18 protein-coding genes are annotated in these 24,141 nt (G+C 71.5%); 12 read left to right on the plus strand and 6 right to left on the minus strand.

Translation table 11 applies throughout. The features are described from left to right. The first annotated feature begins 7 nt into the window (after positions 1-7). From nuoL to nuoN, 3 genes are read left to right on the plus strand one after another with little or no spacing between them, the layout of a single operon-like run. Entirely contained in the window at positions 8-1,903 is a 1,896-nt protein-coding gene (gene nuoL / locus OIB37_RS21475; RefSeq protein ID WP_330459230.1) for an NADH-quinone oxidoreductase subunit L, read from the plus strand. A 5-nt stretch (positions 1,904-1,908) separates the two neighbouring features. After that, positions 1,909-3,519, plus strand: coding sequence for an NADH-quinone oxidoreductase subunit M (locus OIB37_RS21480; RefSeq protein WP_330459231.1), 1,611 nt, complete (start codon positions 1,909-1,911; stop codon positions 3,517-3,519). Further along, the gene (gene nuoN / locus OIB37_RS21485; protein ID WP_330459232.1) at positions 3,516-5,165 is read left to right on the plus strand and encodes an NADH-quinone oxidoreductase subunit NuoN; all 1,650 of its coding nucleotides are present in this window, start codon (positions 3,516-3,518) and stop codon (positions 5,163-5,165) included. Before OIB37_RS21480 ends, nuoN begins: the two co-directional genes overlap by 4 nt. 68 nt (positions 5,166-5,233) lie before the next feature. Here the strand turns inward: nuoN and OIB37_RS21490 are convergent, their stop codons facing one another. After that, positions 5,234-5,836 (minus strand): Uma2 family endonuclease, encoded by a 603-nt coding sequence (locus OIB37_RS21490; protein WP_330459233.1) that lies wholly within the window; start codon positions 5,834-5,836, stop codon positions 5,234-5,236. Positions 5,837-6,037: 201 nt separating this feature from the next. Here OIB37_RS21490 and recQ point away from each other — a divergent pair, with 201 nt between their 5' ends. Continuing rightward, positions 6,038-8,035 carry a DNA helicase RecQ gene (gene recQ / locus OIB37_RS21495; protein ID WP_330459234.1) on the plus strand — a complete coding sequence of 666 codons (1,998 nt, stop codon included), beginning with the start codon at positions 6,038-6,040 and terminating at the stop codon, positions 8,033-8,035. Positions 8,036-8,392: 357 nt separating this feature from the next. Here recQ and OIB37_RS21500 read toward each other — a convergent pair whose 3' ends face one another. Next, positions 8,393-9,331 (minus strand): M56 family metallopeptidase, encoded by a 939-nt coding sequence (locus OIB37_RS21500; protein ID WP_330459235.1) that lies wholly within the window; start codon positions 9,329-9,331, stop codon positions 8,393-8,395. A 278-nt stretch (positions 9,332-9,609) separates the two neighbouring features. Further along, positions 9,610-10,827, minus strand: a complete 1,218-nt coding sequence (fahA, locus tag OIB37_RS21505) for a fumarylacetoacetase (RefSeq protein WP_330459236.1) — start codon at positions 10,825-10,827, stop codon at positions 9,610-9,612. Between the two features lie 322 nt (positions 10,828-11,149). Between fahA and OIB37_RS21510 the strand changes: the two genes are divergently transcribed. The 3 genes from OIB37_RS21510 (at position 11,150) to OIB37_RS21520 (ending at position 14,658) form a co-directional block, all read left to right on the plus strand. Further along, entirely contained in the window at positions 11,150-12,400 is a 1,251-nt protein-coding gene (locus OIB37_RS21510) for a carboxylate--amine ligase (RefSeq protein ID WP_330459237.1), read from the plus strand. A 45-nt stretch (positions 12,401-12,445) separates the two neighbouring features. Then, the gene (locus OIB37_RS21515) at positions 12,446-13,648 is read left to right on the plus strand and encodes an FAD-dependent oxidoreductase (RefSeq protein WP_330459238.1); all 1,203 of its coding nucleotides are present in this window, start codon (positions 12,446-12,448) and stop codon (positions 13,646-13,648) included. A gap of 185 nt (positions 13,649-13,833) precedes the next feature. Beyond that, positions 13,834-14,658, plus strand: coding sequence for an HAD family hydrolase (locus OIB37_RS21520; protein ID WP_330459239.1), 825 nt, complete (start codon positions 13,834-13,836; stop codon positions 14,656-14,658). A gap of 434 nt (positions 14,659-15,092) precedes the next feature. Here the strand turns inward: OIB37_RS21520 and OIB37_RS21525 are convergent, their stop codons facing one another. Then, entirely contained in the window at positions 15,093-15,584 is a 492-nt protein-coding gene (locus OIB37_RS21525; protein ID WP_330459240.1) for a transglycosylase SLT domain-containing protein, read from the minus strand. A gap of 795 nt (positions 15,585-16,379) precedes the next feature. Between OIB37_RS21525 and OIB37_RS21530 the strand changes: the two genes are divergently transcribed. The 4 genes from OIB37_RS21530 to OIB37_RS21545 all read left to right on the plus strand — a co-directional run bounded on the left by OIB37_RS21530 (position 16,380) and on the right by OIB37_RS21545 (position 20,924). Further along, positions 16,380-17,390, plus strand: a complete 1,011-nt coding sequence (locus OIB37_RS21530; protein ID WP_330459241.1) for a polyprenyl synthetase family protein — start codon at positions 16,380-16,382, stop codon at positions 17,388-17,390. Between the two features lie 249 nt (positions 17,391-17,639). Then, positions 17,640-18,884: a LolA family protein gene (locus OIB37_RS21535; RefSeq protein WP_330459242.1), complete on the plus strand. Its 1,245-nt coding sequence runs from the start codon at positions 17,640-17,642 to the stop codon at positions 18,882-18,884. Positions 18,885-18,952: 68 nt separating this feature from the next. Then, a complete protein-coding gene (locus OIB37_RS21540) occupies positions 18,953-19,954 on the plus strand; it encodes an ABC transporter ATP-binding protein (RefSeq protein ID WP_330459243.1) in 1,002 nt (333 codons plus the stop codon). Continuing rightward, complete coding sequence (locus tag OIB37_RS21545; protein ID WP_330459244.1) at positions 19,941-20,924, plus strand: ABC transporter permease; 984 nt, start codon at positions 19,941-19,943, stop codon at positions 20,922-20,924. Before OIB37_RS21540 ends, OIB37_RS21545 begins: the two co-directional genes overlap by 14 nt. Positions 20,925-21,033: 109 nt before the next feature. Here the strand turns inward: OIB37_RS21545 and OIB37_RS21550 are convergent, their stop codons facing one another. Continuing rightward, a complete protein-coding gene (locus OIB37_RS21550) occupies positions 21,034-21,621 on the minus strand; it encodes a flavodoxin family protein (RefSeq protein ID WP_330459245.1) in 588 nt (195 codons plus the stop codon). Between the two features lie 196 nt (positions 21,622-21,817). On the opposite strand from OIB37_RS21550, the gene OIB37_RS21555 reads away from it, so the two are divergent. Further along, a complete protein-coding gene (locus OIB37_RS21555; protein ID WP_330459246.1) occupies positions 21,818-22,918 on the plus strand; it encodes a tetratricopeptide repeat protein in 1,101 nt (366 codons plus the stop codon). 40 nt (positions 22,919-22,958) lie between these two features. Here the strand turns inward: OIB37_RS21555 and rarD are convergent, their stop codons facing one another. Further along, on the minus strand, positions 22,959-24,005 hold the full coding sequence (gene rarD, locus OIB37_RS21560; protein ID WP_330459247.1) for an EamA family transporter RarD: 1,047 nt from the start codon (positions 24,003-24,005) through the stop codon (positions 22,959-22,961). Positions 24,006-24,141 lie beyond the last annotated feature (136 nt).

Here is a 24,141-nt window from a genome sequence, read left to right on the forward strand (position 1 = left end):
AAGAATCGTGGAGAACCTGATCGCGCTGCTCATCGCGGCGCCCCTGCTCGGAGCGGCCGTCCTCCTGGTCGGCGGCCGGCGGTTCGACGCCGTCGGCCACTGGATCGGCACGCTGTTGTCGGCCACCTCCTTCGTGCTCGGCGTGATCCTCTTCGCCGACCTGCTCGGCAAGGACGCCGAACACCGCACCCTGACGCAGCACCTGTGGACGTGGATCTCGGTCGGCAGCTTCCAGGCGGACGTCACCTTCCGCCTCGACCAGCTGTCGATGACGTTCGTGCTGCTGATCACCGGCGTCGGCTCGCTGATCCACCTGTACTCGATCGGGTACATGGAGCACGACGAGCGGCGCCGCCGTTTCTTCGGCTACCTGAACCTGTTCCTCGCGGCGATGCTGCTGCTCGTCCTCGCCGACAACTACCTGCTGCTGTACGTGGGCTGGGAGGGCGTCGGTCTCGCCTCGTACCTGCTGATCGGCTTCTGGCAGCACAAGCCCAGCGCGGCCACGGCCGCGAAGAAGGCCTTCCTGGTCAACCGCGTCGGCGACATGGGCCTGTCGATCGCGATCATGCTGATGTTCACCACCTTCGGCACCTTCGCCTTCGGCCCGGTCCTCAGCCACGCCGGTGACGCCTCCGAGGGCAGGCTGACCGCGATCGGCCTGATGCTGCTGCTCGCCGCGTGCGGCAAGTCGGCCCAGGTCCCGCTTCAGTCCTGGCTAGGGGACGCGATGGAGGGCCCGACCCCGGTCTCGGCCCTGATCCACGCCGCGACCATGGTGACCGCGGGCGTCTACCTGATCGTCCGCTCCGCCGCGATCTTCAACGGCGCGCCGGACGCGCAGCTCGTGGTCACCGTGGTCGGTGGCGTCACGCTGCTGTTCGGTGCGATCGTCGGTTGCGCGAAGGACGACATCAAGAAGGCGCTGGCCGGCTCGACCATGTCGCAGATCGGCTACATGGTGCTCGCGGCGGGCCTGGGCCCGATCGGCTACGCCTTCGCGATCATGCACCTGGTGACGCACGGCTTCTTCAAGGCCGGGCTGTTCCTCGGCGCCGGCTCGGTCATGCACGGCATGAACGACGAGGTCGACATGCGGCACTACGGCGGCCTGCGCAAGTACATGCCGGTCACCTTCGTCACCTTCGGCCTCGGCTACCTGGCCATCATCGGCTTCCCGTTCCTGTCCGGGTTCTACTCCAAGGACGCGATCATCGAGGCCGCCTTCGCCAAGGGCGGCACCCAGGGCTGGATCCTCGGCGGCGTGACCCTGCTGGGCGCGGCCATCACCGCGTTCTACATGACGCGCGTGATGCTGATGACGTTCTTCGGAGAGAAGCGCTGGCAGGCCGACGCGGAGGGCCACGAGCCGCACCCGCACGAGTCCCCGAAGGTCATGACGATCCCGATGATCGTGCTGGCGATCGGCTCGGTCGGCGCCGGCTTCTTCTTCCACCTCGGCGACCGCTTCGTCCACTGGCTGGAGCCCATCACCGGCCACAGCGAGGGGAACTCCCCGGTCAGCGCCATGACGGTGACCGCCGCGACCCTGGTCTGCCTGGTCGTCGGCGTCGGCATCGCCTACGTGATGTACGGCCGCAAGCCGGTTCCGGCCGTCGCCCCGCGTGGCTCGCTGCTCACCCGCGCCGCCCGGCGCGACCTGCTCCAGGACGACTTCAACCACGTCGTCCTGGTGCGCGGCGGCGAGCACCTCACGCGCTCCCTGGTGTACCTCGACCACACCCTGGTCGACGGTGTCGTCAACGGCACGGCGGCCGCCTTCGGCGGACTGTCCGGACGGCTGCGCCGGGTCCAGAACGGCTTCGCCCGCTCCTACGCGGTCTCGATGTTCGGCGGTGCGGCACTCCTGGTCGCCGCGACCCTGCTGATGAGGGCGGTCTGATACCGATGTCCTTTCCCCTGCTGACAGCGACGGCGGCGCTCCCGGCCCTCGGGGCCCTCGCCACGGCCGCCGTACCGGCCAGGCAGCGCACCGCGGCCAAATGGCTCGCGCTGCTCGTCTCGCTGGCCACACTCGCCCTGGCGATCGTCGTCCTGGTCCGCTTCGACCCGGACGGCGCGCGTTACCAGCTCACCGAATCCCACGCCTGGATCAAGGACTTCGGGGTCCGCTACGAGCTGGGTGTCGACGGCATCGCCGCGGTGCTCGTCGGGCTGACCGCCCTGCTGATGCCGTTCATCATCCTCGCGGGCTGGAACGACGCCGACCCTTCCCCAAGCTCTCAACTCAGTTCGAGCAGGGGAGGCCCCAAGGAGACCGGCCCCTATCACTGGCGGCCGACGCAGGGCTTCTTCGCCCTGATCCTCGCCGTCGAGGCCATGGTGGTCATCTCCTTCGAGGCCACCGACGTCTTCCTCTTCTACATCTTCTTCGAAGCCATGCTGATCCCGATGTACTTCCTGATCGGCGGCTTCGGGGACCGCGCCCACGCGCAGGGCGAGGCGGCGGCCGCCACGCAACGGTCGTACGCCGCCGTGAAGTTCCTGCTCTACAACCTGGCCGGCGGTCTGGTCATGCTGGCCGCGGTCATCGGCCTGTACGTGGTCGCCGGGAACTTCAGCCTCCAGGAGATCGCGCAGGCCCGCGCGGGCGGCTCGCTGCACATGGCGACGGACACCGAACGCTGGCTGTTCCTCGGCTTCTTCTTCGCCTTCGCGGTGAAGGCGCCGCTGTGGCCGCTGCACACCTGGCTGCCCAACGCGATGCAGGAGTCGACCGCCCCGGTCGCCGTCCTCATCACCGCGGTCGTCGACAAGGTGGGCACCTTCGCGATGCTCCGCTTCTGCCTCCAGCTCTTCCCGGAGGCCAGCAAGTGGGCGACGCCGGTCATCCTCGTCCTGGCGCTCGTGAGCATCGTCTACGGTGCCCTGCTCGCCGTCGGCCAGCGGGACATCAAGCGGCTGGTGGCCTACGCGTCCATCTCGCACTTCGGCTTCATCGTCATGGGCATCTTCGCGATGACCAGCCAGGGCCAGTCCGGCGCCACGCTCTACATGGTCAACCACGGGATCTCCACGGCCGCGCTGATGCTGGTCGCCGGCTTCCTGATCTCCCGGCGCGGCTCGCGGCTCATCGCCGACTACGGCGGTGTGCAGAAGGTCGCCCCGGTGCTCGCCGGCACGTTCCTGATCGGCGGTCTCGCCACCCTCTCACTGCCAGGACTCGCGCCGTTCGTGAGCGAGTTCCTGGTCCTGGTCGGCACGTTCGCGCGCTACCCGGTGATCGGCATCATCGCCACCTTCGGCATCGTCCTCGCCGCGCTGTACACGCTCGTGCTCTACCAGCGGACGATGACCGGCCCGGTGAAGCCGGAGGTCTCGAAGATGCCCGACCTGCGCCCGCGTGAACTGCTGGTCGTCGCACCGCTGATCGTTCTGCTGATCTTCCTGGGCGTCTACCCGAAGCCCCTCACGGGCATCGTCGACCCGGCGGTCAAGCAGACCCTGTCCGACGTACACAAGAAGGACCCCAAGCCCGCGGTGGAGGCGGCCAAGTGAGCACAGCAGCCGTCCACAGCCTGTGGACAACGGCGGCCGATCCGATCTCGAAGATCGACGCGCCGAAGATCGAATACGGACAATTGTCGCCGACGCTCATTGTCGCCGGTGCCGCGCTGGTCGGCGTCCTCGTCGAGGCGTTCGTCCCTCGCAGGTCCCGCTACTACGCGCAGGTGTTCGTGTCCGTCGTGGCGCTGTGCGCCGCGTTCGCCGCGATCGTCGCGCTCGCGGCCGACGGGTACGGCACCACGAAGGCGCATGTCGCGGCCATGGGCGCGATCGCGGTCGACGGACCGTCCCTGTTCCTGCAGGGCATCATCGTGCTGGCCGGTCTGGTCGGCCTCTTCACCTTCGCCGAGCGTCGCCTGGACCCGGCCGCGCACGGCAGCCGGGTCGACTCCTTCGCCGCGCAGGCCGCGTCCGTGCCGGGCAGCGACGGCGAGAAGGCCGCGGTGAAGGCCGGGTTCACCACCACCGAGGTCTTCCCGCTGCTGCTCTTCGCCATCGCGGGCATGCTGGTGTTCCCCTCGGCCAACGACCTGCTGACGCTGTTCGTGGCCCTGGAGGTCTTCTCCCTCCCGCTGTACCTGCTGTGCGCGCTGGCCCGCCGCAAGCGGCTGATGTCGCAGGAGGCCGCGGTCAAGTACTTCCTGCTCGGAGCGTTCGCCTCCGCGTTCACGCTGTTCGGTATCGCCCTGCTGTACGGCTACGCGGGCTCGGTGTCGTACGCGCGCATCGCGCAGGTCGTCGACGGCACCGTCACCAACGTCGACCCGGCGCTGGCCGGCACGATGGGCAACGACGCGCTGCTGCTGATGGGCAGCGCCCTGATCGTGATGGGCCTGCTGTTCAAGGTGGGCGCGGTGCCGTTCCACATGTGGACGCCCGACGTGTACCAGGGCGCGCCCACCCCGGTGACCGGCTTCATGGCGGCGGCGACGAAGGTGGCGGCGTTCGGCGCGCTGCTGCGCCTGCTGTACGTCGTCCTGCCCGGCATGCGCTGGGACTGGCGGCCGGTCATGTGGGCGGTGGCGATCATCACCATGCTGGGCGGTGCGATCATCGCGATCACCCAGACCGACATCAAGCGGCTGCTGGCGTACTCGTCCGTCGCGCACGCGGGCTTCATCCTCGCGGGTGTCATCGCGACCTCGAAGGACGGCGTCTCGGCCGTGCTGTTCTACCTGGCCGGGTACTCGTTCGTGACGATCGGCGCGTTCGCGGTGGTCACGCTGGTGCGCGACGCGGGCGGCGAGGCGACCCACCTGTCCAAGTGGGCCGGGCTCGGCCGGCGCTCCCCGCTGGTCGCGGCGGTCTTCGCGGTGTTCCTGCTGGCCTTCGCCGGCATCCCGCTGACCTCGGGCTTCGCGGGGAAGTTCGCCGTGTTCAAGGCGGCGGCGGACGGCGGCGCGGCCCCACTGGTCGTGGTCGGTGTGATCTCCTCGGCGATCGCCGCGTTCTTCTACATCCGCGTGATCGTGCTGATGTTCTTCAGCGAGCCCAAGCCCGACGGGCCGACCGTGGCCGTGCCCTCACCGCTGACCATGGCGGCGATCGGCGTGGGCCTGGCGGTGACGCTGGTCCTGGGTGTGGCACCGCAGTACTTCCTGGACCTGGCGAACCAGGCGAGCGTGTTCGTGCGCTGAGACGACCGCATACACAGCGGCCCGGCACCTGCTCCTGGGTGCCGGGCCGCTGTGATCGGTGGGTGGTGTCACTCGCTCTTCTCGCGCCGCACCCTGATTCCGGTGAGGTCGAGGTCTGCGGGGAACGGAGCGTCCACTTTCATCCGCTCACGGAAGATCCCGACGCTGGTGTACCTGCCTGTGGTCGGCTCCAGCTCGAACGCGTGAACCGCCGCACGGCCCCTTTCGTTCTCGACCCGCCAGTAGTAGGGGATCTTCGCGCGGGCGTACTTCATCGGTTTGGTCTCCCGGTCACGGGAGACCGAGTCCTCGGAGACGACTTCGATGGCCAGGACGACGGACTCCGCGGGAAAGCGCGTCTGGTACGGATCTTCCACCACGTCCGCCCGCACGACGACCACATCCGGTTCGGGCCTGTTCTGGCGGTCGATGTCGATGGTGAACTCGCGGATGACCTCGAATTCCTCAGGTGCCAGCGACTGGAGCTGCCAATTGAAGAAGTCGACAGCGCGGGCGTGAAACAGAGTCTGCGGACTCACGAAGACCAGGCTCCCGTCGATCAGCTCCGTATGCGGAGGCAGGTTCGGAAGCCGGTCGAGGTCGTCGGCGGTCCAGCCGCCCTCCGGCGGGATCGGCCAGCTGGACTGGGACGCCTTCGGTGTGACGCTCATCAGTGCTCCCATGCGACGGAGTCTCGCCTGTGCATTCAGGCTATCGGCGGGAAGCGGGCAGGTCTCCCGCGAACGTGTGAACGACGGTCGTGTCCTTGACGGGAATCACAGCGGACTGCCCTGTGGATAACTCCGGGGCTGTCAGTGGAGACCCCTATCGTGGAGGAAGTGGTCGAAGGGCGACGTACGGGGGACACGACAATGCGCGGAACGGGCGTGATCGAGGAGATGCCAGAGGCGACCGAGAGCGAGGCACTTGCCACGCTGCACCGGGTCTTCGGGTACGAAGCCTTCCGCGGTGAGCAGGGAGAGGTCATCGAGCATGTGGTGGCGGGCGGTGACGCCGTCGTCCTCATGCCGACCGGTGGCGGCAAGTCGCTGTGCTACCAGATCCCGTCCCTGGTCAGGCCCGGTACGGGCATCGTGGTCTCCCCGCTGATCGCGTTGATGCAGGACCAGGTGGACGCGCTGCGCGCCCTGGGCGTGCGGGCCGGCTTCATCAACTCCACGCAGGGCTTCGACGAGCGGCGCACGGTCGAGGCCGAGTTCCTCGCCGGTGAGCTGGACCTGCTGTACCTGGCCCCGGAGCGGCTGCGCGTGGAGGCCACGCTCGACCTGCTCTCGCGCGGCAAGATCTCCGTCTTCGCGATCGACGAGGCCCACTGTGTGTCCCAGTGGGGCCACGACTTCCGCCCCGACTACCTGTCGCTCTCCCTGCTCGGCGAGCGCTGGCCGGACGTGCCGCGGATCGCGCTCACGGCGACGGCGACGCACGCCACCCACCAGGAGATCACCCAGCGGCTGAACATGCCGACGGCCCGGCACTTCGTGGCCAGCTTCGACCGTCCCAACATCCAGTACCGGATCGTGCCCAAGGCCGACCCGAAGAAGCAGCTCCTCGCCTTCCTGCGGGAGGAGCACGCGGGCGACGCGGGCATCGTGTACTGCCTCTCGCGCAACTCGGTGGAGCGGACGGCCGAGTTCCTGAGCGGCAACGGCGTCGAGGCGGTGCCGTACCACGCCGGTCTGGACGCGGGCACACGCGCGCGGCACCAGGCCCGGTTCCTGCGCGAGGAGGGCCTGGTCGTCGTCGCGACCATCGCCTTCGGCATGGGCATCGACAAGCCGGACGTGCGTTTCGTCGCCCACCTGGACCTGCCCAAGTCGATCGAGGGCTACTACCAGGAGACGGGGCGCGCGGGCCGCGACGGCGCCCCTTCCACCGCGTGGATGGCCTACGGCCTGAACGACGTCGTCCAGCAGCGCAAGCTGATCCAGTCCGGCGAGGGCGACGAGGCGTTCCGCCGCCGGGCCGGCGCCCACCTCGACGCCATGCTCGCGTTGTGCGAGACGGTCCAGTGCCGGCGCGGCCAGCTGCTCGCCTATTTCGGCCAGGACCCCGAAGCGGCGGCCTGCGGCAACTGCGACACCTGCGTCGCCCCGCCGGAGACCTGGGACGGCACGGTCGCCGCGCAGAAGGTTCTGTCCACGGTGGTCAGGCTCCAGCGCGAGCGCGGGCAGAAGTTCGGCGCGGTGCAGATCGCCGACATCCTGCTCGGCAAGCGCACGGCCAAGGTGATCCAGTTCGACCACGACCAGCTGTCCGTCTTCGGTATCGGCCAGGACCTCGGCGAGGCCGAGTGGCGCGGGGTCATCCGCCAGCTGCTGGCCCAGGGGATGCTCGCGGTCGAGGGGGAGTACGGCACGCTGGCACTGACCGAGGCGAGCGGTTCGGTGCTGCGGCGCGAGCGTGAGGTGCCGCTGCGCAAGGAGCCGAAGAAGCCGGCCACGTCCCGGTCGGGCGCGGCCTCGGGACGGGGCGACCGCAAGGCCAAGGCCGCCGCGCCCGAGCTGCCCGAGGAGCTGCTCCCCGCCTTCGAGGCCCTGCGTGCCTGGCGTGCCGAGCAGGCCCGGGAGCAGGGCGTCCCGCCCTACGTCATCTTCCACGACGCCACCCTGCGGGAGATCGTCGCCCGCGGGCCCGCCTCGGTGCGTGACCTGGGCACGGTCGGCGGCGTCGGCGAGAAGAAGCTGGCGAAGTACGGGGAGGGCGTGCTCGCCGTGCTGTCCGCCCTGGGCGAGCCGGGCCGGCCCCAGGCGGCCCCGGCAACGGCCGCGGCCGTGGACGAGGAGCCCGATCCCGGTTACTGGCCCGAGACGGAGGACGAGCCGGGACCGGAGCCGGAGGACTGGATGTAGCCCCGAGGACGGACCGGGGCTCGGGCCGCGGGCGGCATGGGCCCAGGCAGGACTCCGCCCGGGCTCTGGCCGGGGGATGCTCGGGAGCCGGTCGCAGACGTGTGGACCCGGCCGAGGCCCGGCCGGGGTGTCCGGGACCCGATCGAGGATGCGTGGGGCGCCGTTCGAGGGCTGTCCGGGCCGGGCTGGGCCGGGGACTGGCGGTCCGGGCCGGGGGCGTCCCGGTCGCGGTCAGGCTCCGGCCGGCGGGCACCCGGGACCGGGTCAGGACCCGGCCGGGGTGACTCGGAGAGCCGACGCGGTGTGGCGTGTGGGGAACATGGGTGCCCGGCAGGGCGGGTGCGGGTAGGGGCGCCGTCAGGAGAGGGCCGTCAGGCCGGGCGCGAAGGTGATCAACAGGGGCAGCAGCGGCACCAGTGAGGCCAGCGTGGTCGTCAGCGCCCGGTGCCGGGGGAGCAGGCGCGGCGGGGGCTCCAGGAGGCGGTCCACGCGTTCGCCGAGGAGACGGCGGCTGGAGGCGCAGGACAGCACACCGCGGTGCTGGTTCAGCTCGATCAGGGCGAGGGCGGTGGTGAGGTGTCCGCAGCGGCGGGAGGCCGTGTCGTCGGCGGCCAGTTCGACCAGCCGGTGCGTCTGGTCGCAGAAGTGGGCGAAGAGCGGGACGCGCGGGAAGCCCGTGGCCAGCGCGGAGGACAGGTGCAGCAGCCAGTCGTGATGGGCGCGGGCGTGGCCGCGCTCGTGGGTGAGGACCGCGTCCAGCTGGTGGTCGGTGAGCCGCTGCAACGCCCCGGTGGTCACGATGAGTTGGGGCGGGTGACCGGGCATCCACCAGGCGTCGGGGTACTCCTCCTCCAGCACCAGCAGGGGGCCGCGTGCGGCGGGCAGTCCCGCGGGCAGGTCCGGGGCACGTTCGCGCAGGTGCGCGCGGGTCTGGCCGCGGCGCCGGCGGGCCTCGGCGAGTTCCCGGGCGAGCATGGCCGTGGTCCAGGCGGCCCCGCCGGCCAGCAGCAGGGTCAGGACGTCGGCCCAGACCGGCGCGGAGGACAGGTCGTAGGCGGCGGTGACAGCGGGCGGCGCGGGGGCGAAGACGTGATCGCGGACGGTGTGGAAGACGGCGGCCGCGCCCAGGACGAGCGCGGTCAGGCAGCTCAGCAGGACCGTGGCGACCAGGCACTGCCACACCCACAGGGCGAGGACGGGTTCCCGTTCGGGCCACGCGGCCCTGGTCAGCGCGCGGGGCGCCGGTACGGCGGCCGTCAGGCCGATGACGCTCAGCAGGAGCAGGCAAGCGATCATGCCGGGGCTCCGGTTCCTGGTCGGGCGGGCGTGCGGGAGTCGGGTGGTGCGTGGCCGTGCGGGTGCGGTGCAGGTGCGGTGCGGGGGCGAACGCCGGGGGAGCGCGTGGTGTGCGACACGCGCGCCGTCCCGGTGCGGAACTCAGCCCCGTGCCCGCCAGTATGACGGGGACGCGGGCTCCGGGGCAGGTGCCGGCGGCGATCCGGTCCGGCCCGGAGAAACCGTCGGCCCACCCACTGCGGTGGTCCGAACTCCGTTAACAGTACGGCGAGTTCGGATCACCTGGTCACAACGCGCCCGCTGACCTCCCCCAGCCCGATCCGCCCACCGTCCTCGCCGGGCGCCCACGCGGACATGGTCACCACGTCCCCGTCCTCCAGGAACGCCCGCTTTCCGTCGGTGAGTTCGAGGGGGTCGCGGCCGTTCCAGGTCAGCTCCAGCAGGGAGCCGCGCTGGTTCTCGGCGGGGCCGCTGACCGTGCCGGAGCCGTACAGGTCGCCGGTGCGCAGCGAGGCTCCGTTGACCGTCATGTGGGCGAGCTGCTGGGCGGCGGTCCAGTACATGGTGGAGAAGGGGGGCTCGGAGACCACCTGACCGTTGATGGCGACGGAGATGCGCAGGTCGTATCCGCCGGGCTCGGTCCCCGGTGCCGAGTCGTCCAGGTAGGGCAGCAGCGGGTGAGTGCGCTCCGGGGGCGCCACGCGCGCGTGGTCGAGGGCTTCCAGGGGGGTGATCCACGCCGACACCGAGGTCGCGAAGGACTTGCCGAGGAACGGGCCGAGGGGGACGTACTCCCAGGCCTGGATGTCCCGCGCGGACCAGTCGTTCAGGAGGCAGAGGCCGAAGACGTGCTCCCGGAAGTCGCCGAGCGCGACCGGACGGCCCGGCTCGGAGGGCGCGCCCACGACGAAGCCGACCTCCGCCTCGATGTCCAGCCGGACCGAGGGGCCGAAGACGGGCGCCGGGTCCGCGGGTCCCTTGCGCTGCCCGGAGGGTCGTACGACGTCCGTGCCGGAGACCACCACCGTGCCGGAGCGGCCGTGGTAACCGATCGGCAGGTGCTTCCAGTTGGGGGTCAGGGAGTCCTCGGCGTCCGGGCGGAAGATCCGGCCGACGTTACGGGCGTGGTTCTCGGAGGCGTAGAAGTCGACGTAGTCGGCCACCTCGAACGGCAGGTGCAGGCTGACCTGCGACAGCGGGTGGAAGAGGGGCTCGATCGTGGCGCGGTGCGCCGGCACCGTGACCCATGCCGTCAGCGCGCGCCGCACGTCCGACCAGGCGGTGCGGCCGGCGGCGAGCAGCGGGGCGAGAGTGGGCCCGGCGAGCAGGGAGACGTAGGGCGAGCCGAGCGCGGCGGCCGCGGCGCCCGCGTCGAGGACATGGTCGCCGAGCCGGACGCCGACCCTCCGCTCGGTGCTGCCGGAGGGCGAGAACACGCCATAGGGAAGGTTGTGCGGACCGAAGGGGTCGCCCTCGGGGACGTCGAAGGGGGGCATGGGGTGCTGCCTCAATTCTCATCCGGGCCATGCATGGCGCTGTGTTCCATGTGGTCGCGCCACACGTTACGGCCGAGTCGTATGTCTTGGGCAGTGCCGCAAGGGGTGTTCGGCCAGTGCGTCGAGGGGGTCGGGGCGCCCTCGCGGGGTGGGCGCGGTGCCGTACGGGTTGCCCGGGCGGTGTCTAAAGAGTTCGCAATGTCCGAATAGGTCTTGTCGGAGGGGCCAATTCCGGCTTAGCGTCCTTTGGGGACACGGACGGGGTGGGTCCGTTCCGTAGGGGGGACGCGTGGGGGGACCCGTGGCCAAAGACGCCGTCAGTGTGCCTTTCGAGGCGGACCGCGACGTGCCGGGACTGATCGTCAAGTTCGGCGGCTACCCGCTGCACCACGGCGGGGTCGGCGCGATCCGCAGCCTCGGCCGGCTGGGCGTGCCCATGTACGCGATCACCGAGGATCCCTACACGCCCGCGGCCTCCTCCCGTTACCTCAAACGGGCGTTCGTGTGGCCGACGACCGGCGCCGAGGAACCGGCGCACCTGGTCGAGGGCCTGCTGCGGATCGGCCGCCGGATCGGCCGCCCGACCGTCCTGATCCCGACGGACGAGGAAGCCGCCGTCCTGATCGCCGAGCACCAGGACGACCTGGCCGGGCCCTTCCTCTTCCCGCGCGTGGACCCCGCGCTGCCCCGCCGGCTGGCCAGCAAGCAGGGCCTGCACGAACTGTGCGTGGAACACGGCATCGCGAGCCCCGAGGCGGCCTTCCCGCAGTCGTACGAGGAGATCGCCGCCTTCGCCGACAAGGCCCGCTTCCCGGTGGTGGCCAAGAACCGCGAGGCGTTCGTGCGGCGCAAACAGCCCGCCGTCAACGGCACGACCAGGATCGCCACCCGTGAGGGTCTGCTCTCCCTCGCCCGCGACTGGGGCGAGCAGCCCGGCGTGATCCTCCAGGAGTACCTGCCCCGGGAGGAGGCCGAGGACTGGATCGTGCACGCCTGCTTCGACGCGGACTCCGGTCCGCTCGCCCTCTTCACCGGCGTCAAGGTCCGCTCCTGGCCGCCGCACGCCGGAATGACGGCGAACGCGTACGTCGTCGACAACCCGGAACTCGCGGACCTCGCCGCACGTTTCATCAAGCAGATCGGCTTCAGCGGCATCGTCGACCTCGACCTGCGCTTCGACCGGCGCGACGGACAGTACAAGCTCCTCGACTTCAACCCGCGCATGGGCGCCCAGTTCCGGCTCTTCGAGAGCGAGTCGGGCGTGGACGTCGTACGCGCCATGCACCTGAATCTCACCGGCCGCCCGGTTCCGGAGGGGGAACAGCGGGCCGGCCACCGCTACATCGTGGAGAACATCGACCTGCCCGCCCTCCTCGCCTACCGCCGCAGCGGCTACACGACGCCGCACGCGCCGGCCCGGGCGAGCGGGACGGAGCTGGCCTGGCTCGCGGGTGACGACCCGATGCCGTTCCTCACGATGCTCGCCCGCTTCGTGCGCCCGGGCGCGAAGCACCTTTATGAGCTGTGGCGCACCAACCGCCGCGGCAGCAGCACCACTCCCACCACGAAGTAGGCAAGGCCACCGAAGGTGGCGCACCGCGTCCTGGGGAGGGACTTCGTGATCCGACCGGTTGCAGTCATCGGGGCCGGGCCGTTCGGCCTGTCCACCGCCGCGCATCTGCGGGCGCGCGGCATTCCCGTCCGCGTCTTCGGCGACCCCATGGTCAGCTGGCGCGACCACATGCCCGAGGGCATGCTCCTGAAGTCGACGCCCGCCGCCTCCAGCCTCGACTGCCCGCAGCCCGGCCACACCCTCGCCGACTACTGCGACGCGGCCGGCATCCGCCGGCTGGTCACCGACGAGGACATCATCCCGGTGGAGACCTTCATCGCCTACGGCGAGTGGTTCCAGCACAAGCTGGTCCCCGAGCTGGAGCGGGTCCGCGTCGTCTCCGTCGACCGCGACAAGAGCGGTGGTTTCGAACTCAAGCTGGACTCGGGGGAGTTGTTCACCGCACGCGCGGTCGTGGTCGCCACCGGCCTGTCGGGGCTCGCCCACCTCCCCGCCGAACTCGCGGGAGCGGCCGCCGACGGACCCGCGCCCACGGCCCCGGTCTCCCACAGCTCCCAGCACCACGACCTCGGCCGCTTCGCCGGAAAGGAGCTGATCGTCGTCGGCGCCGGCCAGTCGGCGCTGGAGACGGCGGCCCTCGCGGCCGAGGCCGGTGCCCAGGTGCGCGTGGTCTCCCGGGGCCGCGGCCGGGTCGCCTTCGGCGCCCCGCCCTGGCAGCAGCCCAGGTTCCGCCCCGAGTCGCCCTTCGGCCGGGCCTGGTCCCTGTGGGCGCTCAGCTATCGCCCCCAGCCGTACCGCTTCCTGCCCGCCCGCACCCGGCACTACCTGGTCCGCCGGGTCCTCGGCCCGCTCGGCGCCTGGTGGCTGCGCGACCGCTTCGAGGGCAGGGTGCGGGTCCGGGAGGTCGAGCGCGTGGTGGGCGCCGAGGCCATGGACGGCAGCCCCGTCCTCACCGTCCGCACCCACGGCGGACGCACCGAACGGTTCGGTGCCGACCACGTCATCGCGGCCACCGGATACCGGGTGGACATCGCCGCGATGGACTTCCTCGGCCATGGACTGCGCACCCGCCTCGCGGTGAGCCGGGGCGCCCCCAGGCTCGGCCAGGGCTATGTCTCCTCGGTTCCCGGCCTGTACTTCACCGGTCTGCCGGCCGCGTCCTCGTACGGACCGGTGATGCGCTTCGTCTGCGGCACGGAGTTCGCCTCCCCACGCCTGGCCGGGCACCTGGCGGCCGCGCACGGCTGACGCGGCGCGGCCGGGACACGGGAGAGGCACGGGCGGGGGTGCGTGCGGGTCCGTGCTCCGTCCCGCCTCGCCGCCGCGTCCGCGTCCCAGCACGGGTCCGGCGGAGCCCACTTGAGGCCGGGCAGTACACAAGTCCACGCGCAGCGCGGTGAGTCGGGGAGGCGCGCGGTCCGTATTCTCTGATCATGGCCGCACCCCCCGCATATTCACTGATCGCCACCGATTTGGACGGGACGCTGCTGCGCGGCGACGACACCGTCTCCGACCGGTCGCTCGACGCGCTCGCGCGGGCGGCGCGGGCCGGTGCCCGCCACCTCGTGGTGACCGGCCGCCCGGCCCCGCGGGTACGGCCGCTGCTGGACCTCCTCGGCTGCACGGGGCTCGCCGTGTGCGGGCAGGGCGCGCAGGTGTACGACGCCGGTGCCGACCGCCTGCTGTGGTCGGTGCGGCTGGACCGGGAGCTGGCCGAGACGGCGCTCGGCAAGATCGAGGCCGAGGTGGGACAGGTCCACGCGGCCGTCGACCAGGACGGCGTGGACGGGCTCACGCTGATCGAGCCCGGGTACCGGATGCCGCACCCGACCCTGCCCGCCGTACGGGTCGGCCGGCGCGACGACCTCTGGTGCGAGCCCATCAGCAAGGTGCTGCTGCGCCATCCCTCGCTGTCCGACGACGAGTTGGCGGCGACGGCCCGCTCGGTCGTCGGCTCGCTGGCGACGGTCACCATGTCGGGCCCCGGCACCGTCGAGCTCCAGCCGTGCGGCATCACCAAGGCGACCGGCCTGGCCATGGCCGCCGAACACCTCGGCCTGAGCCGCGCCGACACCCTGGCCTTCGGCGACATGCCCAACGACATCCCGATGTTCGACTGGGCGGCCCGCGGTGTCGCCATGGCCAACGCCCACCCCCAACTGAAGGCGGTGGCGGACGAGGTCACCCTCTCGAACGAGGACGACGGCATCGCGGTGGTGCTGGAGCGCGTCTTCGGCTTCCGCGCCACCGTCCTGTGAGCAGAACCCGGGAGTCATGAGGCGAGGGCGGCGGGCCGCACGTCCAGGGGCGCCCCGCGGACCGTACGCCGCCAGGGGCGCCCCCGCCGGCGGACCGTACGCCGCGAGGGGCGCCCCGCGGATCCAGCCGGTGGATCCGCGGGACACCCCTCGGGAAGGCTCGGCACGGCGCCCGCGGGCGGGCGCGGCGCATGCCGCCGGACGGCTCAGTACACGCCGGAGGGCTCAGTACACGCCGGAGGGCTCAGTACACGCCGGAGGGCTCAGTACACGCCGGAGGGCTCAGTACACGCCGGAGGGCTCAGTACACGCCGGAGGGCTCAGTACACGCCGGAGGGCTCAGTGCGCGCCGGTCGGCTCAGTGCGCGCCGGACGGTTCAACACGCGCCGGTCGGCTCAGTGCGCGCCGGACGGTTCAACACGCGCCGGACCGCTCAGTACGCGCCGAACACGTTGTCGATCGAGCCGTAGCGCGCGGCGGCGTAGTTGCAGGCGGCGGTGATGTTCGCGACCGGGTCGTAGGGGTCGAACGAGGTGCCGGCCACGTGGTAGGCGCGGAACGTCGGGTCGATGACCTGGAGCAGGCCCTTGGACGGGGTGCCCTTGACCGCGTTGGAGTCCCAGAGGTTGATGGCGAGGGGGTTGCCCGAGGACTCGCGCATGATGTTGCGGTGGATGCCGTTGTAGGTGCCCGGGATGCCCTTCTGGGCCATGATCGCGAGCGACTCGCGGATCCAGCCGTCGAGGTTGTTCGGGTACCCGGCCGGGGTGGTGGCGGGCGCGGCGGCGGCCGTCGGGGTGGCGGCGGAGGCGCCGGTGGCGCCCAGGAGGGTCAGCGCGAGGGTGGCGGCGCCGGTGCCGGCGACGACGAGCGTACGGGCGAGGCGGTTCGTGCGGGCACGGCGGAGCTGAGCGGCAGCAGACATGGCGGACTTCCTCTCCGTCGCCTGCGAGGTGAGCTGTCGGGTTCGGGCGGGGAGGTGCCCGGCCGCGCCTGGTGGTACCCCCCAGGCCCGTCGGGCGCTGGGAGAGGCGTGGCTTCACCCCTAGCCGTTCCGGTGCGGCATGTGCCGTCCGGTCCGGCGGACTTACCTGGTTCCCCCGCTCCTGCCGCACGAATGTGTTCATCGGTGGGTGGCGTCGGACGCGGCAGGATTCGGCGTTCGCCCGACGGCCCGGAACGTATGCGAGAGCACATGTCCGGAACAAGTGCCAGAGTCACACAACGTGCTAGTTGACCTTGATCTGTACGAATTGGGGTACTTGATCCTTTGCAGTTGCCAACCCTCAACTTCCCGACGGGGCAAGGTGGAGCCGGTGGTGCGGGTCGATCTCGCGGGTGGAGTCGCAGGGGTGGTCGCGTGACCCAATTCACGAAGCGTCAAAATGCGCAAAACCGGGCAAGGGGGATTAGGTGGATTCGCTCTCTTTAGGGCCATTCGGGGGTGTAGGTCCACCTGTGGGCGGAACCTCTGGGGTGGCGCCCTTCGTTGGCATGCGTGGAGATGCGACGGTGGGTGCATCTTCCCGTTAAGGCGATAAATGTCCGTTCTTATTACCCGATCACGAACATGCCGGTTGTGATCCGATACCTCCCGGGCTGGACCGGTGGGTGCTATCGGTGATCGAAAGAGGACCGGATACGCTGGCGCGAGTGGTGGCAGCGACCTATCGACAAACCGCGTAAGCGCCAGCAGACACCAGCAGACAGGAGACTCCTCGTGACCGTCACCGGGCCGTTCGGGCTGAGCGTGCGGGACCAGGCTCTGGAAGCCGATGTCCAGGTCGGACTGGCGGCTGTCGAAGAGGGCTTGCTCGAGGCCACCAAGAGCGAGGTCCCGTTCATCACCGGGGCCTCCCAGCATCTGGTGCGAGCCGGCGGGAAGCGGTTCCGGCCCCTGCTCGTACTGCTCGCGGCGCAGTTCGGCGACCGGCACGCGCCGCGCATCGTGCCGTCGGCCGTCGTCGTGGAGCTGACCCACCTGGCCACGCTGTACCACGACGACGTCATGGACGAGGCGGCCGTGCGCCGCGGCGTCGACAGCGCCAACTCGCGCTGGGGCAACTCCGTCGCGGTCCTCACCGGCGACTTCCTCTTCGCCCGCGCCACGCAGATACTGGCCGACCTCGGCCCCGAGGCCGTGCGCGTGCAGTCCCTCGCCTTCGAGCGGCTGGTGACCGGTCAGATACTGGAGACCGCGGGTCCGATGGACGGCCGCGACCCGGTCGAGCACTACCTGGACGTGCTCGCCGGCAAGACAGGCTCGCTGGTGGCCGTGTCGTGCCGGTTCGGCGCGATGATGTCCGGCGCCGACGAGACGGTCGTCGACGTGCTCACGCAGTACGGCGAACGGCTCGGGGTCGCCTTCCAGCTCGCCGACGACGTCCTGGACATCGCCTCCGACTCGCACGAGTCCGGCAAGACCCCGGGGACCGACCTGCGCGAGGGCATCCCGACGCTGCCCGTGCTCCGGCTGCGCGAGCGGGCCGCCCGCCTGGGCCTGCCCGAGGACGTCGCGCTGTGCGAGCTGCTGGACTCCGACCTCAGCGACGACGCCCGGCACGCCGAGGCGCTGGCCGCGCTGCGCGCGCACCCCGCGCTGGAGCAGGCCCGCCGGGACACCATCCGGTACGCGGAGGAGGCCCGCGCCGCGCTGGCCCCGCTGCGCGAGTGCGGCGCCAAGGCGGCGCTCCTGGAGCTGTGCGACGCGGTGGTCCACCGGGCCGGCTAGCCCCCTTCGCAGGACACCTCCGAGGGCGGTGTCTCCCCCTGACCCCTACGGGTCGGGCGGAGACACCGCCCTCGGACGTCATACCGCAGGTGTACGCACAGTTGCCTCCGAGGTCTGACGATTCCGCGCGGCCGATTTGGTGAGATGGGAACCACGGAAATCACCACTCCTCACCGATTCGGGTGAGAATGGCGGCCAGGTGGATTCATCGCGAGGGCAGCCGCCGCCGACGACGGAGGTAAGGCAGACATGGCACCGTACGAATCCGACGACGCGAGGGGCACCGCACCGGACGAGGAGCCGCGTTCCGGACGCCGCAAGGCCGCCCGGTACGCCGTCCCGGTGGCGGTGGTAGGAGTGGCGGCGGCCACGATCGGGCTGGTCCCGGCGCTCGCCGACTCCGGCGACCCCGACCTGCCGAAGATCAGCGCCCAGCAGCTCATAGAGAAGATCGCCAAGTCGGACACGCAGCAGCTGTCCGGCACGGTGAAGGTCGACACCGACCTCGGCCTGCCCGACCTCGGCGGCCTTCAGGAAGGCCTGCTGTCCGGCGCGGCCGGGGACGGCGACCACTCCTCCGCCGCCCCGAAGGGCAAGCTCCTGGAGCTGCTCTCCGGCACCCACACCCTGCGGGTCGCCGCCGACGGCCCGGACCGGCAGAAGCTGTCGCTCCTGGAGCGGGGCGCGGAGTACAGCCTCATCCACAACGGCAAGGACGTGTGGGGCTACGACAGCAAGAGCAACGAGGTCTACCACGGCACCGCCGACGACGCCGGCGAGGACCGGCACGCGGAGCGGGAGGCACTGCCCAAGGACTTCGCCGACGACCTCCTGAAGTCGGTCGACGACACCACCGCCGTGACCGTCGACGGCACCGCGCACGTCGCCGGCCGCGACGCCTACAAGCTGCAGATCAAGCCGAAGCAGCCGGACACCACGGTCGGCGCGATCAACATCGCGGTGGACGCGAAGACGGGCGTGCCGCTGAAGTACACGCTGACCCCGAAGAGCGGCGGCGCCGCCGTGTTCGACGTGGGCTTCACCCAGGTCTCCTTCGCCAAGCCGGCCGCCTCCACCTTCGACTTCGCCCCGCCCAAGGGCGCGAAGGTCACCGAGGAGACCGAGGGGCGGAAGGACAGGGGCGGTGACATGGGCGAGCACGAGTCCGGGTCGCCGCAGCACACCCCGAGGCCCGGCGACGGCCCCGGCGGCATGTTCACCGACGGCGCGAAGGGGGTCCACGTCCTGGGCAAGGGCTGGGACTCCATCGCCGTCTTCGACACCGGCGCCAAGGGCGGCATGCCCTCCGGCGACCAGGGCGGAGACATCGGCGGCTTCCTCGGCTCGCTCGGCGACCCGGTCTCCGGCGACTTCGGCAAGGGCACCGTCTTCTCCACCCGCCTGGTCAACGCCCTGATCACCGACGACGGCAAGGTGTACGCCGGCGCGGTGACCAAGCAGGCGCTGGTGAAGGCGGCGGACGAAGGGAAGTAGTTCTCCGGGCCTCAGGTCCGGGTCCAGGGTCTCGCGGCCCTGCGGCCACGACGAATCGAGGGGAGCCGATGGACGCACCGTCCGCCACGGAGCGCGACCCGGGAGATCCGGGAGATCCGGCGGATGCCGGGGACGCGCCGGGGGCCGTGATCGCCACGCATGGCCTGACCAAGCGCTATCGCGGCGGACAGCTCGCTGTCGACGGTCTCGACCTGACCGTCCCGGCGGGCAGCGTCTTCGGCTTCCTCGGCCCGAACGGCTCGGGCAAGACCACCACCATCCGCATGCTGATGGGGCTGATCACCCCGACCGCGGGCACGGCCCACGTCCTGGGCCGCCCGATGCCCCGGTCGGTGCGCACCGTCCTCCCCGAGGTCGGCGCGCTCATCGAGGGCCCCGCCCTGTACGGCTTCCTCTCCGGCCGGGACAACCTGCTGCGCTACGACTCCGCCGACCCGACCGCCGACCCCCGCACCCGGCGCGCCCGGGTCGCCGCCGCGCTGGAGCGGGTGGGTCTCGCGGCCGCGGCGGGCAAGAAGGCGAGGGCGTACTCCCTCGGCATGAAGCAGCGCCTCGGCCTCGCCGCCGCGCTGCTCCAGCCGCGCAGGCTGCTCGTCCTGGACGAGCCGACCAACGGCCTCGACCCGCAGGGCATGCGCGAGATCCGTACCCTCGTACGCGAGTTGGCCTCCGACGGCACCACCGTCTTCCTCTCCTCGCACCTCCTCGACGAGATCGAGCAGGTGTGCACCGACGTGGCGGTGATGACCCAGGGCCGGCTCGTCGCCCAGGGCCCGGTGGCCGGCCTGGCGGCCGGGGCCCGCGGCCGGCTCGTGGTGACCACCCCCGACCCGGGCGACGCGGCCCGGGTGCTGAAGGAACAGGGCATCGGCGACGTCACCGTGGACGGGGACCGGGTCTTCGGCGAACCGCCCGCGCGGGACCTCGCCGAGGTGAACGCGGCGCTGGTCACGGCCGGCGTCCGGGTCCGGGGCTTCGCGCTCGAAAGGGCCTCGCTGGAGGACGCGTTCGTGGCACTGACCGGGGAGGGCTTCGATGTCGCGGGCTGAGCGGCCGTACGCACTGGACGGCCCTGGTCCCGGCCGCGGCCCCGGGCCCGGCCGCGGACCGTCCTCCGCGTCCGGCACCGGCCTCGGACCGGGACCCGGATCCGGTCCCGACCGCTCTCCCGGACGCCGGAGCCCGCTGTGGACCTTCGGGCTGCTGCGCAGCGAGCTGACCACCACCCTCCGCCGCTGGCGCACGCTCGCGCTGCTCGGCGTGCTGGCCGCGGTGCCGGTGCTGGTCGGGATCGCGGTGCGGATCGAGACGCGGGACGGCTCGACGGCGGGCCGGGGCGGCGGTGAGGGCCCGGCCTTCATCGCGCAGATCACCAACAACGGGCTGTTCCTGGTGTTCACGGCGCTGGCCGCGACCCTTCCGTTCTTCCTGCCGATGGCGGTCGGCGTGGTCGCCGGCGACGCGATCGCGGGCGAGGCGGGCACCGGGACCCTGCGCTATCTGCTGGTCGCCCCGGCCGGCCGGACCCGGCTGCTGCTCGCCAAGTACACGACCGTCGTGGCCTTCTGCGTGCTGGCCACCCTGGTCGTCGCCGGCTCCGCGCTGGCCGTAGGCGCGCTGCTGTTCCCGCTCGGCGACCTGACCACCATCTCCGGCACCCGGATCAGCTTCGCCGAGGGGCTGGGCCGGGCGCTGCTGATCGCCCTGGTCGTGGCCGCCTCACTGATCGGCGTGGCGGCCCTCGGCCTGTTCGTGTCCACCCTGACCAACAGCGGCATCGCGGCGATGGCGACCACGGTGGGCCTGGTCATCACCGTCCAGATCCTCGACCAGATACCGCAACTGCACGCGCTCCAGCCGTACTTCTTCTCCCACTACTGGCTGTCCTTCGCCGACCTGATGCGCGATCCGGTCTACTGGGACGACCTGACGAAGAACCTCGGTCTCCAGGCGCTGTACGCCGCGGTGTTCGGCTCGGCGGCCTGGGCGAGATTCACGACGAAGGACATCAACGCGTAGGGGTTCCGCACGGGCCGGGACGGGAGCGGGTCGTGCCGCCGACGGCCCCGACGCGTCCCGACGCGTCCCGACGCGCCGTGTCGCGCCGCGCCCCGCCGGGGCGGGAGCCTCAGCCGGCCTGGTACGGGAAGCGCGCGAGCGGCGCGTCCTGCGCGAAGAACGTCTTCGCCCGCGTCAGCGCCTCGGTGTCCTTCAGTACGTCTCCGGGCGCGCTGCCGTTGCCGAGCAGCACCCCGCCGAAGCGCATCCCCAGGTAGGCGGCCGAGTTGTTGAGGGTGCCGACGAGCGGGTCGGAGACCGACGGTTCCCGGTCCGCCATGGCCGACACGCCCCACAGCGTCCGCCCCGCCATGGCCGCCTTGAAGTCCACGCCCGGGGTGCGCAGCCAGGCGGACCAGTGGTCCAGGTAGTGCTTGGTGAGGCCCGACACCGAGTACCAGTACAGGGGTGAGGCGATCACGATGTCCGTGGCCGCGAGGGTGGCGTCCAGCAGCACGCCGGCCGGTGTGTCCGCCTCCGGCCGCACGTGATCGCTGTCGTGCCGCAGATCCGTGAAGTCCGGAAGCGCGAGCTCGGCCAGCCGGATCCACTGCTGCTCCACGTCACCAGGCAGCTGCTCGGCGGCGGCGCGGGCCAGGATCTCGGTGTTTCCTTCGCTGCGGGCGCTGCCCAGGACGAAGAGGAAACGGCGGCTCATGGGTCCCCCGGAGTGAGCGATGTCGTACCGCGATTAAAGGTGTCTGCATTTTATGCACATGCAAGCACTTGCTTTCAAGGGTGCGGCTGGTGCGAGGCTGTGACGTCGCGGTGACGCTGGAGCCGGTTCCGGTGGACAGACTGGTCGGTAGGACGGGTACGACCGGATCGTGACGCCGGGGGAGTGAGGAATACCGATGTCTCGACTCAGCTTCGAGAAGAAGCGGGCACAGGGGCCCGTGGCACGCAGGGCGGCGGTGCGCGTCCGGGTGTCCGGCACGGGCGGTGCGTCGATGGACGGGACGGCGGTCGCGGCGGCGCCGGGCGAGGACATCCAGCAGACCGTGCTGAACCACCTCCACCGCCTCGCCATCAGCCTCGGGGCACCTGTGAGCGCCACGATCCACGACGACCGCACCGGCTGTGTGGTTCCGCTGGAGGTCGCGACCGACGGCTCCAGCCGCGTGACGGGGGCCCCGGTGCGGCTGACTCCGCCGGCGGCGCCGCGCGGTCCGGCGGTGCCGCGTACCCCTGCGGTGCCGCGCGCTTCCGTGGAGCCGAGTACTCCGGTGGCGCCGAGCGCCCTGGCTGTGTCGAGCGTTCCGGTCGCACCGGGTACGGTGCAGGCGCCGACCGGGGTGTTCGGGCCTGCCCCCGTCATGGATTCCGTACGCGACTCCGGGGCCGTCCGGCAGACCGGGATCACGCCGATCGCCTTCCCGGAGCCCGAGGCCGCCCCCGTCCCGAACCCCGCCCCCACCCCGCCCCGCGGGTTCGACGCCATCGCCGAAGAGGTGCTCGGGGACGAGCCGGTGACCGAGACGGTGGAGGGGGCCGAGCTGCTGGCCGGGCCGATGGCGCGGATCAACGAGGCGGTCCGGGAGGGCCGTATCGAGGTGGCGGCGGAACTCGCCGAGCGTGCGGTCGCCGAGGCGTCCGCAGTGCTGGGGGATCGGCACCGCGAGGTGCTGCACCTGCGGGAACTGACCGCCTACATCGCCTACCTGGCCGGGGATCCGGCCCGTGCGTTCCGGCTCTCCCTGGACACGGCCCGCGGGCGCCGCGAGGTGCGGGACGCGGAGGCCGCCTACGGCAATGTGCGCAGCGCGGCCACCGCCTGGCGTGCGGTACGGGACCCCGAGGAGGGGTTGCGGATGGGGCGCGAGCTGATCGGCCTGTGGACCGAGCTGACGGCGGAGCCCGGACCCGCGGCCGACGACCCGCGCCCGCTGGAGTCGGCGCGCACCCGCATGGTCCGCCTCACCGACCGCGCGGGCCGGGCCGCCGCCCAGGCGTGACCGGCCCGGCACGAGACCGGGCCGGCGCCGGGAAGTGCCGTCAGGCGTCCACCGGAGCTGACGCCTGAGGCGTCCCAGGCGTCCCAGGCGTCGCAGACATCTCAGGCGCCCCAGGAGCCCCAGACATCTCAGGCGTGTCGAGCGTCTTCGTGGGCGCCCCGGGCGTCTTCACGCGCGGCCCCGCCGCGACCACCCGCGCCCGCCGCACGGAGCGCATCGCGTTCCAGGTGAGCAGCACCAGTGCCAGCCACACCAGGCCGAAGCCCGCCCAGCGCTCCGGCGGCATGGACTCGTGGAAGTAGATGATGCCGAGCACGAACTGGAAGACCGGCGCCAGGTACTGCAGCAGCCCCAGCGTGGAGAGCGGGACCCGGATGGCCGCGGCGCCGAAGCAGACCAGCGGCAGCGCGGTGACGACGCCGGTCGAGGCGAGCAGGGCGGAGTGTCCGGCGCCGTGGCCGGTGAAGGTGGACCCGCCGTGCGTGCCGAGCCACAGCAGATAGCCGAGCGCGGGCAGGAACTGGATCGCCGTCTCGGCGGCCAGCGACTCGACCCCGCCCAGGGCGACCTTCTTCTTCACCAGCCCGTAGACGGCGAAGGAGAGGGCGAGGCAGAGGGAGATCCACGGCGGCCGGCCGTAGCCGACGGTCAGCACGACCACGGCGGCGACGCCGACCCCGACCGCCACCCACTGCAGTCGCGTGAGCCGCTCCTTCAGGATCAGCACGCCCATCGCGATGGTCACCAGCGGGTTGATGAAGTACCCGAGGGAGGCCTCGACCACATGGCCGGCGTTCACGGCCCAGATGTAGACGCCCCAGTTCACGGTGATGACGGCGGCCGCCAGCACGACCAGCGCGAGGCGGCGCGGCTGCCGCAGCAGCTCCCCGGCCCAGGCCCAGCGCCGTACGACGAGCAGGGCGACGACGACGAAGAGCAGGGACCACACCATCCGGTGGGCCAGGATCTCCGCGGCCGCCGAAGGTTTCAGCTGGGGCCAGAACAGGGGGACCAGCCCCCACATCCCGTAGGCGGCGAAACCGTTCAGCAGACCTATCCGGTGTTCACCCTTGGACGATCCGGCCACGGGCCCCTCCTTTTCACTCGCAGGCACGCGAGGAGGAAGGTAGCGCCGAGCGACCCCCTCTGTCATGTCCGTACCGCTATACGGTCATGACAAGCGACGGCGGACGGACGCCGGACGCCGGGCAGCGGGCAGCGGG

Origin of the sequence: Streptomyces sp. NBC_00820 (assembly GCF_036347055.1) — a bacterium.
GTDB lineage: Bacteria > Actinomycetota > Actinomycetes > Streptomycetales > Streptomycetaceae > Streptomyces.